Raw genomic sequence first — 14,768 nt, 5'->3', positions numbered from 1 at the left:
CAGACAGGTAAGGTCATGAAACAAAATATCGAAAAACTCGAAAGCAGCGTTTATACGTTGGTACAAAAATTCGAAACCCTCGTCAGCGAAAACCGCCGCCTCAAAGAAACCGTCGCCGAACTCGAACGGGCGCACGAGCGGCAAAAACTCGAACACGAGACCGCCGTCGACGAACTCAGCGAAGCCCTGCTCGTCCAAGTCGGCAAACTCAAAGAAGACCTGCAAAACAAAATCGACAGCCTGACGGAAGAAAATGCACGATACCGCGCCCTGCTCGAACAGAGCAGGGAGAAAATCAGCGCACTGGCAGCGCGCCTCCCCCAACGGCAGGAAACGCAGCAATAAGGATTAAAGGATGAACATCGAACAAGTCTACATCGAAGTCATGCACGCCCGGCTGACCGTCAACACGCCGGCAGAAGAAAAAGACACACTGTTGCAGGCAGTCGGAATGCTCAACGGCAAAGCCGAAGCCATCCGCGAAGGCGGCCGCGTCGCGGACAGCGAAAAAATCGTCATTATGGCCGCGCTCAACGTCGTCCACGACCTATTGAAAACCTCCCTGAACGGCGGCGATTTGGCAATCGGCGATTTTGCGCGTAAAATAACCGATATGGACAACGCCTGCCAAAAGGCACTATCCCGCTTGGGGCAGGAATAACCCCTTTTTCCCTGCGGTGTCCGCGAAGGCATATATTCCTTTGAACCAATAAGTTCGCTTAAGGTTGCCGGGAGCAGTAGTGGGCGCGAGCGTCCTTTTGCGGACGCACCCGAAACTACCCGGGGCAGCCGCCTTGTCAGCAAGGTTCAAGCGGATTCGGCCGAAACGGCTCTCGCGGGGATTCCCATTCAAAACCGCATCGCAACGATGCGGTTTTTCACATTGGCCGCCGTCCCGCCCGAAAAAGCAGTATGCAGTCTGCCGAAATCCGGAAAATCCTTCCGTAACGCGGTAATGCGATTGACAAAATCAAATCCTGTCTTTAAAATCCATAACTTTCTATATCTATCTGGATTTCCACTATGAAAACCTTTTCAGCGAAACCTCACGAGGTGAAACGCGAATGGTTCGTCATCGATGCCCAAGACAAAGTCTTGGGTCGCGTTGCAACCGAAGTCGCCAGCCGTCTGCGTGGCAAACACAAACCTGAATACACCCCCCACGTCGATACCGGCGATTACATCATCGTCATCAATGCGGACAAACTGCGTGTAACCGGTGCCAAATTCGAAGATAAAAAATACTTCCGCCATTCCGGTTTTCCAGGCGGCATCTACGAGCGCACTTTCCGCGAAATGCAAGATCAATTCCCGGGCCGCGCTTTGGAGCAGGCTGTAAAAGGTATGCTGCCCAAAGGTCCGCTGGGTTACGCCATGATTAAAAAACTGAAAGTGTACGCTGGTGCGGAGCATGCCCATGCTGCGCAACAACCCAAAGTTTTGGAACTGAAATAATAAGGACACGACATGAACGGTAAATACTACTACGGCACAGGCCGCCGCAAAAGTTCAGTGGCTCGTGTATTCCTGACTAAAGGTACGGGTCAAATCATCGTAAACGGCCGTCCCGTTGACGAATTCTTCGCACGCGAAACCAGCCGTATGGTTGTCCGCCAACCTCTGGTTCTGACTGAAAACGCCGAATCTCTCGACATCAAAGTAAATGTTGTCGGCGGCGGCGAAACCGGCCAGTCCGGCGCAATCCGCCACGGTATTACCCGTGCCCTGATTGATTTTGACGCTGCTTTGAAACCCGCCTTGTCTCAAGCCGGTTTCGTTACCCGCGATGCGCGCGAAGTCGAACGTAAAAAACCGGGTCTGCGCAAAGCACGCCGTGCAAAACAATTCTCCAAACGTTGATTTTGGAAATTCAAAAAACCCTGCTTATCGCAGGGTTTTTTATTTGTAACAGGCGGTTTCCCATTGGTAATCTAAAGATTACGGATTGGGCAAAAATCAAAAACAGCACCAGTATCGACTACACGGACGAACTGACCGTCAGGGATGGCTGTTACTGGAGAGGACATCGTATTTCTACTTTGTAAAATAACTTTTAATTTATTTAGAGTTATTGAAAAAATAGAACGGCTATTTCAACTAGCCTATAAAAATGGCAATCTATTAGGGTTAGCATAGGTGTCACCGCCGCCGTTCAAGCCGATCAGTAAAGGAACAGTTTCCTAGTTTTTAGCTAACCTGTATTACATAATGGGGAGAATATCTTAAATAACCAAGCATCCTTAATCATAATTTAGAGAAATTATTTTTTCAGAGTCTAACCCTTTTAATATGATTAACTTATTAACTTTATCTATTTCCCAGTCTGATATTATATCGGTAGATACTGAATTCTCTCTTATTAAATTTTTATCTGTAATAATTGCACCCAACTCATGAATAATACAAATTTTTTGATTATCCAATAAATAAATATCAAAAACTATTCCATCTATATTTAGTATGTTAACTTTTGAATTTTGTATAGAAATACAAAAAACGACTGAATCAAATCCGATAAAAATATTTTTATCATCAAGCATTAATACTTTTGGGGGAATACTTATGCAAGAAACAGCTAATCCAATACCTATATTGAATTCTTTATAAAAAGAAAGAATAAAACATCGATAAATCTCTTTTCCTCCCTCTTGTAGAATAATATATTTTTGATAGGTGTTTATTAAATAGTCTTCTAACTCTCTTATGGAATTATAAGGATATTTCGTTAATCTCATTATTTTGTTCCATGTCTAAAACGTCCTGTTGATCCATATATTTCACCCGTTATGAGTCTGTTCCCATCTCATATAGTTTCAAGTTTAACAACCCCTTGAGGCTATGTTAAAAGAGTTTTTCTAATAACTATTCCGTTTTCTTAAATATAAAAAAATAGAAAAATAGCCCGGGTATAGTTTGAACAAGGGAAATCAGACCGGTTCCAACTCACTTAATCCGGGCAAGTCCGCGAAGCCGCGTTCACGTATGATTTGGCAAAAGTTGTTCAGATAACTTTTATCTGTGTCTTCAGTGCGGATGGCGGCATACAGTTTGCTTTGCAGTCCGTCGGCAGTAATTTGGCGGTGGACGACATAGCCTTTTTCAAGGTAGGGCATGACTGTCCAATAGGGAAGGGCGGCAATGCCACGTCTGCTGGCAACCAGTTGGATAATGGCGATGGTCAGCTCGCTGTGCCGGCGCGGCGGGTTGATGTTTTTCGGAATCAGGATTTTTTTGGGTAAATCCAGCATTTCATCGGGAACGGGATAGGTAATCAGGGTTTCCCCGATAAAGTCTTCCGCCGTCCAAACGTTTTTGGCGGCAAGCGGATGGTCCGGGGCGCAAATGCCGACCATTTCGTAGGCAAACAGTGGGTGGAAGCTGATGCTGCTTTGTTTTTCGGCTTCGGAGACAATGGCGAGGTCGGCGCGGTGTTGCAGCAGCAGCCCGACGGGATCCGCTTGGAATCCTGATACGATATCCAGTTCGACTTGGGGCCACATCGGGCGGAATTCGCCCATGGCGGGCATCAGCCAGTCGAAACAGGTATGGCATTCGACGGCAATCCGCAGCTCTCCCGCCTCCCCTTCCGTGATTCGCGCCAAATCTCGTTCTGCAACAGCAACTTGAGGTATCAGTTCGTGGGCGAGGCGCAGCAGCCTTTCGCCCACCGGGGTAAAGCGCAGGGGCGTGGATTTGCGTTCGAACAGCGGCGTGCCGTAGTGGTTTTCGAGCATACGGATCTGGTGGGAAAGGGCGGATTGGGTAAGGAAAACCCGTTTGGCGGCAAGGGAGACGCTGCCGGTTTCTTCAAGTGCCAGCAGGGTTTTGAGGTGGCGCAATTCGATAATGGAATCCATGGGGCTTCAGACGGCATATTGAACCGGCGCATATTAAAATAATTCATATGCGGGTGCAAATCGGAAAAATGGGCGTTTCGGGCATTTGCGGTTAGAATGCCCGCTTGTTTGGAAATGACAGGAAAAATATGGTTTTGCGCAGAGATTTTTTAGCCTGGTGCGACGAAACGTTGCAGACGGCATCGTTTAAAGATTACGCCCCCAATGGTTTGCAGGTTGAAGGGAGGGAATATATCGGGAAAATCGTTACGTCGGTAACGGCAAGCAGGGCAGCGATTGATTTTGCTGTGGAGCAGAAGGCAGATTTGCTTTTGGTACATCACGGTATGTTCTGGAAAAACGAGCTGCCGACCGTTACCGGTTGGAAAAAAGAACGGATTGCCGCACTGTTACGGCACGACATCAATATGGCAGGCTACCATCTGCCCCTGGATGTGCATCCCATACTGGGCAACAATGCCCAACTCGCCGACAGATTGGGTTTTGCGACAGAAAAACGGTTCGGCGAACAAAACCTGCTCAACTCGGGCAGCCTGAAACAAGCCAAGACACTCGGCGCATTGGCGGCGCATATTGAAACAGTTTTGCAACGTAAGCCTGTCGCCATCGGCAATCCCGAACGCGAAATCCGACGGGTTGCATGGTGTACCGGCGGTGCACAGGGCTTTTTTCAGACGGCAATAGATGAAGGCGTCGATCTGTATCTGACGGGTGAAATTTCCGAAGCCCAATACCACCTCGCCAATGAAACGGGTACGGCTTTCATTTCGGCAGGGCATCACGCGACGGAACGTTACGGCGTACGCGCGCTGGCAGAATCGGCGGCAGAGGTTTTCGGGTTGGAAGTGTGCCATTTTGACGAAAACAACCCGGCTTGAGTCTTGAGAAATATCATAAAACTTTACCTTATTTTAAATAATGCTTTGAGTATCACTGCAAACTGGGTAAAATTGCAATGTTTAATGGCTCGGCATTCCCAAAATATTAGGACGACTGAATAATGGATAATCAAGAAATCAACAACGGCCGCCGCCGTTTCCTGACACTTGCGACCTGCGGCGCGGGCGGAGTGGCAGCATTGGGTGTGGCAACGCCGTTTGTGGCCAGTTTTTTCCCTTCGGAAAAAGCCAAGGCCGCCGGTGCTGCCGTCGAGGTGGATGTCAGTAAAATCGAAGCGGGTCAGCTGCTGACCGCCGAGTGGCAAGGCAAACCGATTTGGGTGCTCAACCGTACAGATCAGCAGCTTAAAGACCTGAAAGGCCTGAACGGCGAACTTACCGATCCCAATTCCGATGCGGAACAGCAGCCGGAGTATGCTAAAAACGAGACCCGTTCGATTAAGCCGAACATCCTTGTCGCCATCGGTATCTGCACCCATTTGGGCTGCTCGCCCACCTTCCGTCCCGACATTGCCCCCGCCGATTTGGGCGCAGACTGGAAGGGCGGCTTCTTCTGCCCGTGCCACGGTTCGAAATTCGACTTGGCCGGCCGCGTATATAAAGGTGTTCCTGCCCCGACCAACCTGGTTGTCCCGCCATATAAATACTTGAGCGACACAACTATCTTGGTGGGCGAAGACTAAGAATAAGGAACGATAATTATGGCAAACCAAACCAATAGCAAAGCAAAAGCATTGTTAGGCTGGATGGACGCTCGCTTCCCCCTGTCTAAAATGTGGAATGAGCATTTGGCGCAATACTATGCGCCGAAAAACTTTAATTTTTGGTACTATTTCGGCTCTTTAGCCCTGCTCGTCCTCGTGATTCAAATCGTCAGCGGTATTTTCCTGACGATGAACTACAAACCGGACGGCAACCTGAATGCCTACCATCTGCCTGCTGCCTTTACCGCAGTAGAGTACATCATGCGCGACGTGTCCGGCGGTTGGATTATCCGCTACATGCACTCCACCGGCGCATCTTTCTTCTTCATTGTTGTTTATCTGCACATGTTCCGTGGTTTGATTTACGGTTCATATAAAAAACCGCGCGAATTGGTGTGGATTTTCGGTTCTTTGATCTTCTTGGCATTGATGGCGGAAGCCTTTATGGGCTACCTGCTGCCTTGGGGTCAGATGTCCTTTTGGGGTGCGCAGGTGATTATCAACCTGTTCTCCGCCATTCCCGTCATCGGTCCTGATTTGTCCACTTGGATTCGCGGCGACTTCAACGTTTCCGACGTTACCCTGAACCGCTTCTTCGCCCTGCACGTTATCGCCGTACCGCTGGTATTGCTCGGTTTAGTCGTGGCACACATCATCGCACTGCACGAAGTGGGCTCTAACAACCCCGACGGTGTGGAAATCAAGAAAAACAAAGATGAAAACGGCATTCCGCGCGACGGCATCCCGTTCCACCCTTACTACACTGTTAAAGACATCCTGGGCGTCGTTGTATTCCTGATTGTCTTCTGTGCCGTATTGTTCTTTGCCCCTGAAGGCGGCGGCTACTTCCTCGAAGCGCCGAACTTCGATGCGGCAAATGCGCTGAAAACACCCCCGCACATTGCGCCGGTATGGTATTTCACACCGTTCTACGCCATTTTGCGTGCGATTCCTTCCTTCTTGGGAACGCAGGTTTGGGGTGTAATCGGTATGGGCGCGGCGGTCGTGTTGATTGCCCTGCTGCCTTGGCTGGACAGGGGCGAGGTGAAATCCGTCCGTTACCGCGGTCCGATTTTCAAAACCGCATTGGTCTTGTTCATCATTTCCTTTATCGGTTTGGGTATTTTGGGCGCGATGGTGGCAACCGATACGCGTACTTTGGTCGCGCGCATCCTGTCCTTCGTCTATTTCGCATTCTTCCTGGGTATGCCGTTCTATACCAAGCTGGATAAAAACAAACCGGTTCCCGAACGCGTAACCATGAGCACCGCCAAACAAAAAATCATGTTCTTTGTTTACGTCGGCATTACTGCCGTGGGTGCTTACCTGTTTGCAACCAACATCTGATGAGGGCAGTCGAAATGAAACAAGCTATGAAGAATTGGTTTGCTGCCTTGCTGTCGGCAGTACCCATGAGTGCGGCATTTGCTTCGGGCGGTCATGCACACTATGAGAAAGTCGATATTGATTTGCGCGACCAAGTAAGCTTGCAGCGCGGCGCACAAATCTTTACCAACTACTGTTTGTCCTGCCACTCGGCAAGCGGTATGCGTTTCAACCGTTTGAAAGACATCGGTCTGACTGATGAAGAAATCAAGAAAAACCTGATGTTTACCACCGATAATGTCGGCGATGTCATGCATTCGGCGATGAACCCGAAAGATGCGGCAAAATGGTTTGGTGCTGCTCCGCCCGATTTGACATTGATTGCGCGTTCCAAAGGTGCAGACTACCTTTACGCCTATATGCGCGGCTTCTATAAAGATCCGACCCGTCCGAGCGGCTGGAACAATACCGTATTCGATAAAGTCGGTATGCCCCACCCGTTGTGGGAACAGCAAGGTGTTCAGGCAGTCGAGTTGGATGCCAAAGGTCAGCCGGTTATGGTAAAAGACGAACACGGCGAGATGAAGCCTAAGCTGTATTGGGAATCTACCGGCCTGCACAGCCGCCGCCTGCCGAACGGCAAAGTCATCCAAAAAGAGTACGATACTTATGTACGCGATTTGGTCAATTACCTTGTGTACATGGGTGAACCTGCACAACTGCAACGCAAACGTATAGGCTATGTCGTGATGATTTTCTTGTTGGCGGTTATGCTGCCTTTGGCATACTTCCTGAAAAAAGAATATTGGAAAGACGTACACTAAGCGTTTGGAACAAAAGGGCAAATCCTTTAGGGTTTGCCCTTTTTGCATGCTTCTGCCCTTTGGGAAAATCAGCACCCGGATGCCGTCTGAACATAGCTGCAACATTTCAGACGGCATCATTCTAAAAATGTCAGACATCGGGAACTTAATCAGGGTTTGTGGCAGATTGATATTGAATTAGGAAAAGGTCTGAAACCGCAAGCAGCATGGTAAGGCGATGTCGAACAGGTTTAAAGCCAATCCGCTATATTTTTTGGAGCTGCACCGTGCAAACAGGTAGAATGGCGGCGGTTTTGTCCGGTGTGAAAATGTTTGAATATTAGGATGATTGATGGAGCTGATGACTGTTTTGCTGCCTTTGGCGGCGTTGGTGTCGGGCGTGTTGTTTACATGGTTGCTGATGAAGGGCAGGTTTCAGGGCGAGTTTGCCGGTTTGAACGCGCAATTGGCGGAAAAGGCGGCAAGATGTGATTTTATTGAACAGGCACACGCAGAAATTGCATCAGAATTGGCCGCTTTGGATGGGAAATACGAGCATTTGCAGGACGAAAATTATGCTTTGGGCAACCGTTTTTCCGCAGCCGAAAAGCAGATTGCCCATTTGCAGGAAAAAGAGGCGGAATCGGTTCGGTTGAAGCAGTCGTATATCGATTTGCAGGAAAAGGCGCAGGGTTTGGCGGTTGAAAACGAACGTTTGGCAACGCAGCTCGGGCAGGAACGGAAGGCGTTTGCCGAGCAATATGCGCTGGAACGCCAAATCCGCCAAAGAGTCGAAACCGATTTGGAAGAAAGCCGCCAAACTGTCCGCGACGTGCAAAACGACCTTTCCGATGTGGGCAACCGTTTTGCCGCCGCCGAAAAACAGATTGCCTATTTGCAGGAAAAAGAGGCGGAAGCGGAGCGGTTGAGGCAGTCGCATACCGAGTTGCAGGAAAAGGCGCAGGGTTTGGCGGTTGAAAACGAACGTTTGGCAACGCAAATCGAACAGGAACGCCTTGCTTCTGAAGAAAAGCTGTCCTTGCTGGGCGAGGCGCGCAAAAGCTTGAGCGATCAGTTTCAAAATCTTGCCAACACGATTTTGGAAGAAAAAAGCCGCCGTTTTACCGAGCAGAACCGCGAGCAGCTCCATCAGGTTTTGAACCCGTTGAACGAACGCATCCACGGTTTCGGCGAGTTGGTCAGGCAAACTTATGATAAAGAATCGCGCGAGCGGCTGACTTTGGAAAACGAATTGAAACGGCTTCAAGGGTTGAATGCGCAGCTGCACAGCGAGGCAAAGGCCCTGACCAACGCGCTGACCGGCACGCAGAACAAGGTTCAGGGCAATTGGGGCGAGATGATTCTGGAAACGGTTTTGGAAAATTCCGGCCTTCAGAAAGGGCGGGAATATGTGGTTCAGGCGGCATCCGTCCGAAAAGAGGAAGACGGCGGCACGCGCCGCCTCCAGCCCGACGTTTTGGTCAACCTGCCCGACAACAAGCAGATTGTCATTGATTCCAAGGTTTCGCTGACGGCTTATGTGCGCTACACGCAGGCGGCGGATGCGGATGAGGCGGCACGCGAACTGGCGGCGTATATCGCCAGCATACGCGCGCATATGAAAGGCTTGTCGCTGAAGGATTACACCGATTTGGAAGGTGTGAACACATTGGATTTCGTCTTTATGTTTATCCCTGTCGAACCGGCCTACCTGCTGGCGTTGCAGAATGACGCGGGCTTGTTCCAAGAGTGTTTCGACAAACGGATTATGCTGGTCGGCCCCAGTACGCTGCTGGCGACTTTGCGGACGGTGGCGAATATTTGGCGCAACGAGCAGCAAAACCAAAACGCGCTGGCGATTGCGGACGAAGGCGGCAAGCTGTACGACAAGTTTGTCGGCTTCGTACAGACGCTCGAAAGCGTCGGCAAAGGCATCGATCAGGCGCAAAACAGCTTTCAGACGGCATTCAAGCAACTTGCCGAGGGACGCGGGAATCTGGTCGGACGCGCCGAGAAACTGCGTCTGTTGGGCGTGAAGGCAGGCAAACAGCTTCAACGGGATTTGGTCGAGCGTGCCAACGAACAGACGGCATTTGCTTTGGGCAAACCTTCGGAACAGGAAGCGGCTGACGAAGCCGAATAGGAAAGGCGGATGCGTTTCAGACGGCATCAGTGCAGATGATGCCGTCTGAAGACTTTGGAAAGTCGGTTAGAAAAACGGATTGTGCCGTTTTTCGTGTCCGATGGAAGTCATACGCCCGTGTCCGGCGACAACTTGCACGGTTTCGGGGAAGGCGAATAATTTGTTGCGGATATTATTGATTAAGTCGGCGTGGTTGCCGCGCGGAAAATCGGTCCTGCCTATGGTTTCGTAAAACAACACGTCGCCCGCAATCAGCAGCTCCGCTTCGGCACAATAGAAAACCACGTGTCCGGGCGTGTGCCCCGGAATATGCAGCACTTGGAAGGCATAGCGTCCGACCGTGAGCGTTTCGCCTTCTTCGAGCCAACGGTTCGGCGCAAAGGCGGGCGAGACGGGGAATCCGTATTGCGCGGTGGTTTGCGGCAGCGATTGGAGCAGGAATTCATCTTCGCGGTGCGGGCCGAGGACGGGGACTTTATGCGTTTCCAGCATCTCGACCACGCCGCCCGCGTGATCGAGATGACCGTGCGTCAGCCAGATTGCCGTGAGCGTGAGTTTGCGGTTTGCCAACGCTTGCAGCAGGAACGGCACGTCGCCGCCGACATCGGTCAGGACGGCTTCGCCGCTTTCGTCGTCCCAAATCAGGGTGCAGTTTTGGCGGAAGGGGGTAACGGGGAGAATTTCGTAACGTAGGGTCATCGGCGTGTTCCTAAAACGGTTTTTCAGACGGCATCGGGTTTGCCGTTTGTTTTATGGCGGTTTGCCGCCTGTTTTGATATTGGGGGAATCAGGTGATTAAGAAGATAATCGGCGGCATCATACCGATTTTTACGGCGGTTTTCATCCCTGCATCGGCAGGCGCGGCGGATTTGATGCTGGCGCAGGAATACAAAGACCAAGAGATTGCGGGCTGGGCGATGAGCGAGAAGCTCGACGGCGTGCGCGCGTATTGGGACGGAAAGCACCTGATAAGCCGTCAGGGTTATGCGTTTACGCCGCCCAAAGGCTTTACCGCGCAGTTTCCGCCTTATCCTTTGGACGGCGAATTGTATAGCGGGCGCGGTCAGTTCGAGCAGATTTCTGCTACCGTGCGTTCTGTTTCTTCAGACTGGCGCGGCATCCGCCTGCACGTTTTCGACGTACCCAAGGCGCAGGGCAACCTCTACCAACGTTTGGCAGTCGCAACGCAGTGGCTGAAAACGCATCCGAACGCGCCGATTACCATCATCCCGCAAATCAAAGTGCGCGACCGGCGGCACGCGATGGACTTTTTAAAACAAATCGAAGCGCAGGGCGGCGAAGGCGTGATGCTGCGCCAGCCCGAATCCCGTTACAGCGGCGGCAGGAGCAGCCAATTATTGAAGCTGAAAAGCCAATACGACGACGAATGCACGGTAACGCGGCACTATGAGGGCAAAGGGCGAAACGCCGGACGGCTGGGCGCGGTCGGCTGCAAAAACCGACACGGCGAATTCCGCATCGGCAGCGGTTTCAAGGACAAAGACCGCGACAACCCGCCCAAAATCGGCACGCTGATTACCTACCGTTACCGTGGCTTTACGCGGAAAGGCACGCCGAAATTTGCCACCTTCGTGCGCGTGCGTACCGACCGTTGAGCAGGACGGCTCGGACGGCAGCCGATACTTTGGTTTATAATTTTCCTTTTACCGACCGATTCCGACATATGACCGATTTAGAAACCAAACGCCTTGAAACACAGGCGATGCTTGAAAACGCCGAACTTTTGTTCGACCAAGGGCAATGCCGCGCCGCACTGCAAAAAGTGGCGTACGAGATTACGCGCGATTTGGGGGATAAATATCCGTTGCTCCTGCCCGTGATGGGCGGGGCGGTGGTGTTTACGGGGCAGTTGCTGCCGCTGTTGCGCTTTCCCTTAGACTTTGATTATGTTCACGTTTCCCGTTACGGCGACAAGCTGGAGGGCGGCGCGTTCAACTGGAAGCGTATGCCTGATGCGGAACAAATCCGGGGCAGGCACGTGGTCGTGTTGGACGATATTTTGGACGAAGGGCATACGATGTCCGCCATTCAAGCCAAACTTTTGGAAATGGGTGCGGCAAGCTGCCGTGCGGCGGTGTTCGCCAATAAATTAATCGACAAAGAAAAACCGGTCAAAGCCGATTATGTCGGACTGGATGTGCCGAACCGTTATGTTTTCGGTTACGGTATGGATGCGGCAGGCTGCTGGCGCAATTTGGGCGAGATTTACGCATTGGGCGGAAAATAAGGGATGCGATGCCGTCTGAAGGCCTTTCAGACGGCATCGCGCCCATACGCCGGCAGGATTAATGAGGAACAGGACGCATCAATATGATAGGGCTTTTAATCATCACACACGAAACCATAGGCGAAGCCTACCGCAAGCTGGCGCATCATTTTTTTCCGGGCGGGCTGCCTGAAAACGTCCGCATACTCGGCGTGCAGCCGACGGAAGGCCAAGACGACATTATCAACAACGCCATTTCCGCGCTGCAAGAGTTTCCTGAAAACCACGGTGTATTGATTATGACCGACATCTTCGGCGCGACCCCCTGCAATGCCGCCCGCCGGCTCGTGCGCGAAAACAAATCGGCGATTTTGACCGGGCTGAACGCGCCGATGATGGTTAAGGCCGTCCAATATTCGCCGGCGGCGGAAGACCTTGCCGCCTTTACCGAATGCGTCAGGGAGGCGGCGGTAAAAGGCATTTTCGCCATCACGTCCGCGCCCGAAGATTTGGTGTGCCGGCGCAGCGGCGATGCCGTCTGAAGAAGCGGCAGGGCAGGAAAACATTTTAAACGGCGTCTGCTGCCGATATATAGCGGATTAACAAAAATCAGGACAAGGCGGCGGGCCGCAGACAGTACGGATAGTACGGAACCGGTTCGCCCGGTGCTTCAGCACCTTGGAGAATCGTTCTCTTTGAGCCAAGGCGGGGCAACGCCGTACTGGTTTTTGTTAATCCACTATACATAACACGGGAACCGAAATGCTCAAACAATCCATCGAAATCATCAACAAACTCGGACTCCACGCCCGCGCGTCCAGCAAGTTCACCCAAACCGCGTCCCAATTCAAAAGCGAAGTCTGGGTTACGAAAAACGGCAGCCGCGTCAACGGCAAAAGCATTATGGGGCTGATGATGCTCGCAGCCGCCAAGGGTACGGTCATCGAACTGGAAACCGACGGCTTGGACGAAGCCGCAGCCATGAAGGCATTGACCGACTTAATCAACGACTACTTCGGCGAGGGCGAATAATGAGTATCGTGCTGCACGGCGTGGCGGCGGGCAAAGGCATTGCCGTCGGTTGCGCCCACCTGATTGCGCGCGGTACGGAGGAAGTGCCGCAGTATGATGTTGCTCAGGCGGACACCGATGCCGAAGCCGAACGTTTCGATGCCGCCGTCAAAGCCACGCGCAAAGAGTTGGAACAGCTCCGCAGCGCGATTCCCGAAAACGCCCCGACCGAGTTGGGCGCGTTCATCTCGCTGCACCTGATGCTCTTGACCGATGTTACCTTGTCGCGCGAACCCGTCGATATTTTAAGGGAACAAAAAATCAACGCCGAGTGGGCATTGAAGCAGCAGAGCGACAAACTCGCCGCCCAATTCGACAATATGGACGATGCCTATTTGCGCGAACGCAAGCAGGATATGCTGCAAGTCGTCCGCCGCATCCACAACAACCTGATCGGGCAGGGCAACGAGTTGGAGGTTGCCGACAACCTGTTTGACGAAACCGTTCTGATTGCAAACGACCTTTCACCCGCCGACACGGTTTTGTTTAAAGAGCAGCGCATTGCCGCCTTCGTTACCGATGCCGGCGGCCCCACCGGGCATACGGCGATTTTGGGCAGGAGCTTGGACATCCCGTCCGTCGTCGGGCTGCACAACGCGCGCAAACTGATTACCGAAGGCGAAACGGTCATCGTGGACGGCATCAACGGCGTGTTGATTATTTCGCCGGATGAGTCGGTGTTGAACGAATACCGCCGCCGCGCCCGCGAATACCGCAGCCACAAACGCGATTTGAACAAGCTCAAAAAAACCGCCGCCGCCACCGCCGACGGGGTCTGCATCGAGCTTGTGGGCAATATAGAATCCGCCGAAGACGTGAAACCGCTGCACAACCTCGGCGCAGACGGCATCGGGCTGTTCCGCAGCGAGTTTCTTTACCTGAACCGCGATACGATGCCGTCTGAAGACGAGCAGTACGAAGTGTACAGCGCGATTGTCAAAAAAATGAAGGGCAAAAGCGTAACGATACGGACAGTCGATTTGGGTGTGGACAAAAATCCGCGCTGGTTCGGGAAAAACAGCACGCCCAACGGCAGCCTCAACCCCGCGCTGGGCATGACCGGCATCCGCCTGTGCCTTGCCGAACCGGTCATGTTCCGCACGCAGATGCGCGCCATCCTCCGTGCGGCGGTACACGGCCCCGTCCGCATGATGTGGCCGATGATTACCTCCGTATCCGAAGTGCGCCAGTGCCTCATCCACCTCGACACCGCGCAACGCCAGCTTGCCGAACGCGGCGATGCCTTCGGCGAAGTCGGCATCGGCTGCATGATTGAAATTCCGTCTGCCGCGCTGACCGTCGGCAGTATTTTGAAACTGGTCGATTTCATCTCCGTCGGTACCAACGATTTGATCCAATATATTCTGTCCGTCGATCGCGGCGACGACAGCGTCAGCCATCTCTACCAACCCGGACATCCTTCCGTGCTGAAAATGCTGCAACACGTCATCCGTACCGCCAACCGCATGGACAAAGACGTGTCCGTATGCGGCGAGATGGCGGGCGATACCGCGTTTACCCGCGTTTTATTGGGTATGGGGCTGCGCCGTTTTTCCATGAATCCGAACAACATCCTGCCCGTCAAAAACATCATTCTGCACAGCAATGCCGGACAGCTCGAAGGCGATATTGCGAAAGTCATCCGCTGCGAAGACGAAGAGAAGTCGGAAAAGCTGATCAAACAGATCAACAGCGTGTCTGTCGCGGAAGAAGCCGAAGTCAAGGGACGGAAATAAAT

17 protein-coding genes and 1 other RNA gene are annotated in these 14,768 nt (G+C 52.1%); 15 read left to right on the top strand and 3 right to left on the bottom strand.

The genetic code is table 11. The annotated features are described in order from the left end of the window. The first annotated feature begins 15 nt into the window (after positions 1–15). The 5 genes from HT085_RS09295 (at position 16) to rpsI (ending at position 1,860) form a co-directional block, all read left to right on the top strand. The gene (locus HT085_RS09295) at positions 16–345 is read left to right on the top strand and encodes a hypothetical protein (protein ID WP_003686940.1); all 330 of its coding nucleotides are present in this window, start codon (positions 16–18) and stop codon (positions 343–345) included. A 10-nt stretch (positions 346–355) separates the two neighbouring features. Next, a complete protein-coding gene (locus HT085_RS09290; protein ID WP_003686942.1) occupies positions 356–661 on the top strand; it encodes a cell division protein ZapA in 306 nt (101 codons plus the stop codon). 5 nt (positions 662–666) lie between these two features. Then, a non-coding RNA gene (ssrS, locus tag HT085_RS09285) (6S RNA) lies at positions 667–846 on the top strand. A gap of 177 nt (positions 847–1,023) precedes the next feature. After that, positions 1,024–1,455, top strand: coding sequence for a 50S ribosomal protein L13 (gene rplM, locus HT085_RS09280; protein ID WP_003686944.1), 432 nt, complete (start codon positions 1,024–1,026; stop codon positions 1,453–1,455). 12 nt (positions 1,456–1,467) lie between these two features. Then, positions 1,468–1,860 carry a 30S ribosomal protein S9 gene (gene rpsI / locus HT085_RS09275; RefSeq protein ID WP_003686946.1) on the top strand — a complete coding sequence of 131 codons (393 nt, stop codon included), beginning with the start codon at positions 1,468–1,470 and terminating at the stop codon, positions 1,858–1,860. Between the two features lie 380 nt (positions 1,861–2,240). On the opposite strand, the gene HT085_RS09270 is transcribed toward rpsI, so the two are convergent. Further along, entirely contained in the window at positions 2,241–2,735 is a 495-nt protein-coding gene (locus HT085_RS09270) for a hypothetical protein (RefSeq protein ID WP_003691989.1), read from the bottom strand. A gap of 192 nt (positions 2,736–2,927) precedes the next feature. Beyond that, positions 2,928–3,857 (bottom strand): LysR family transcriptional regulator, encoded by a 930-nt coding sequence (locus tag HT085_RS09265; RefSeq protein WP_003686949.1) that lies wholly within the window; start codon positions 3,855–3,857, stop codon positions 2,928–2,930. Between the two features lie 128 nt (positions 3,858–3,985). Between HT085_RS09265 and HT085_RS09260 the strand changes: the two genes are divergently transcribed. From HT085_RS09260 to HT085_RS09240, 5 genes are all read left to right on the top strand, one after another. Then, a complete protein-coding gene (locus tag HT085_RS09260; RefSeq protein ID WP_025455841.1) occupies positions 3,986–4,735 on the top strand; it encodes a Nif3-like dinuclear metal center hexameric protein in 750 nt (249 codons plus the stop codon). Positions 4,736–4,857: 122 nt separating this feature from the next. Then, positions 4,858–5,439 carry a ubiquinol-cytochrome c reductase iron-sulfur subunit gene (gene petA, locus HT085_RS09255; RefSeq protein WP_002215005.1) on the top strand — a complete coding sequence of 194 codons (582 nt, stop codon included), beginning with the start codon at positions 4,858–4,860 and terminating at the stop codon, positions 5,437–5,439. A gap of 18 nt (positions 5,440–5,457) precedes the next feature. After that, a complete protein-coding gene (locus HT085_RS09250; RefSeq protein ID WP_002215003.1) occupies positions 5,458–6,807 on the top strand; it encodes a cytochrome b in 1,350 nt (449 codons plus the stop codon). Positions 6,808–6,821: 14 nt separating this feature from the next. After that, entirely contained in the window at positions 6,822–7,610 is a 789-nt protein-coding gene (locus tag HT085_RS09245; protein WP_003691984.1) for a cytochrome c1, read from the top strand. A gap of 331 nt (positions 7,611–7,941) precedes the next feature. Further along, positions 7,942–9,732: a DNA recombination protein RmuC gene (locus HT085_RS09240; RefSeq protein ID WP_003686956.1), complete on the top strand. Its 1,791-nt coding sequence runs from the start codon at positions 7,942–7,944 to the stop codon at positions 9,730–9,732. 66 nt (positions 9,733–9,798) lie between these two features. On the opposite strand, the gene HT085_RS09235 is transcribed toward HT085_RS09240, so the two are convergent. After that, positions 9,799–10,431 carry an MBL fold metallo-hydrolase gene (locus tag HT085_RS09235; protein WP_003686957.1) on the bottom strand — a complete coding sequence of 211 codons (633 nt, stop codon included), beginning with the start codon at positions 10,429–10,431 and terminating at the stop codon, positions 9,799–9,801. 92 nt (positions 10,432–10,523) lie between these two features. Here HT085_RS09235 and HT085_RS09230 point away from each other — a divergent pair, with 92 nt between their 5' ends. From HT085_RS09230 to ptsP, 5 genes are all read left to right on the top strand, one after another. Then, on the top strand, positions 10,524–11,348 hold the full coding sequence (locus HT085_RS09230; RefSeq protein WP_014580390.1) for a DNA ligase: 825 nt from the start codon (positions 10,524–10,526) through the stop codon (positions 11,346–11,348). 68 nt (positions 11,349–11,416) lie between these two features. Beyond that, complete coding sequence (locus tag HT085_RS09225) at positions 11,417–11,980, top strand: hypoxanthine-guanine phosphoribosyltransferase (protein ID WP_003691981.1); 564 nt, start codon at positions 11,417–11,419, stop codon at positions 11,978–11,980. Between the two features lie 83 nt (positions 11,981–12,063). Beyond that, positions 12,064–12,501 (top strand): PTS sugar transporter subunit IIA, encoded by a 438-nt coding sequence (locus HT085_RS09220; RefSeq protein WP_050172611.1) that lies wholly within the window; start codon positions 12,064–12,066, stop codon positions 12,499–12,501. Between the two features lie 220 nt (positions 12,502–12,721). Beyond that, on the top strand, positions 12,722–12,991 hold the full coding sequence (locus tag HT085_RS09215) for an HPr family phosphocarrier protein (RefSeq protein ID WP_003686964.1): 270 nt from the start codon (positions 12,722–12,724) through the stop codon (positions 12,989–12,991). Then, positions 12,991–14,766: a phosphoenolpyruvate--protein phosphotransferase gene (gene ptsP / locus HT085_RS09210; protein WP_003686967.1), complete on the top strand. Its 1,776-nt coding sequence runs from the start codon at positions 12,991–12,993 to the stop codon at positions 14,764–14,766. Before HT085_RS09215 ends, ptsP begins: the two co-directional genes overlap by 1 nt. The last annotated feature ends 2 nt before the right edge of the window (positions 14,767–14,768 follow it).

Source organism: Neisseria gonorrhoeae (genome assembly GCF_013030075.1).
Lineage (GTDB): Bacteria > Pseudomonadota > Gammaproteobacteria > Burkholderiales > Neisseriaceae > Neisseria > Neisseria gonorrhoeae.
Note: the sequence above shows the minus strand (reverse complement) of the source record. Positions and strands in the feature narration are given on the sequence as shown.

Excerpts from the sequence above, each read along its gene's own strand:
- HT085_RS09295 (WP_003686940.1), top strand. The coding sequence starts at position 16 with ATGAAACAAAATATCGAAAAACTCGAAAGCAGCGTTTATACGTTGGTA.
- HT085_RS09290 (WP_003686942.1), top strand. The coding sequence starts at position 356 with ATGAACATCGAACAAGTCTACATCGAAGTCATGCACGCCCGGCTGACC.
- rplM (WP_003686944.1), top strand. The coding sequence starts at position 1,024 with ATGAAAACCTTTTCAGCGAAACCTCACGAGGTGAAACGCGAATGGTTC.
- rpsI (WP_003686946.1), top strand. The coding sequence starts at position 1,468 with ATGAACGGTAAATACTACTACGGCACAGGCCGCCGCAAAAGTTCAGTG.
- HT085_RS09270 (WP_003691989.1), bottom strand. The coding sequence starts at position 2,735 with ATGAGATTAACGAAATATCCTTATAATTCCATAAGAGAGTTAGAAGAC.
- HT085_RS09265 (WP_003686949.1), bottom strand. The coding sequence starts at position 3,857 with ATGGATTCCATTATCGAATTGCGCCACCTCAAAACCCTGCTGGCACTT.
- HT085_RS09260 (WP_025455841.1), top strand. The coding sequence starts at position 3,986 with ATGGTTTTGCGCAGAGATTTTTTAGCCTGGTGCGACGAAACGTTGCAG.
- petA (WP_002215005.1), top strand. The coding sequence starts at position 4,858 with ATGGATAATCAAGAAATCAACAACGGCCGCCGCCGTTTCCTGACACTT.
- HT085_RS09250 (WP_002215003.1), top strand. The coding sequence starts at position 5,458 with ATGGCAAACCAAACCAATAGCAAAGCAAAAGCATTGTTAGGCTGGATG.
- HT085_RS09245 (WP_003691984.1), top strand. The coding sequence starts at position 6,822 with ATGAAACAAGCTATGAAGAATTGGTTTGCTGCCTTGCTGTCGGCAGTA.
- HT085_RS09240 (WP_003686956.1), top strand. The coding sequence starts at position 7,942 with ATGGAGCTGATGACTGTTTTGCTGCCTTTGGCGGCGTTGGTGTCGGGC.
- HT085_RS09235 (WP_003686957.1), bottom strand. The coding sequence starts at position 10,431 with ATGACCCTACGTTACGAAATTCTCCCCGTTACCCCCTTCCGCCAAAAC.
- HT085_RS09225 (WP_003691981.1), top strand. The coding sequence starts at position 11,417 with ATGACCGATTTAGAAACCAAACGCCTTGAAACACAGGCGATGCTTGAA.
- HT085_RS09220 (WP_050172611.1), top strand. The coding sequence starts at position 12,064 with ATGATAGGGCTTTTAATCATCACACACGAAACCATAGGCGAAGCCTAC.
- HT085_RS09215 (WP_003686964.1), top strand. The coding sequence starts at position 12,722 with ATGCTCAAACAATCCATCGAAATCATCAACAAACTCGGACTCCACGCC.
- ptsP (WP_003686967.1), top strand. The coding sequence starts at position 12,991 with ATGAGTATCGTGCTGCACGGCGTGGCGGCGGGCAAAGGCATTGCCGTC.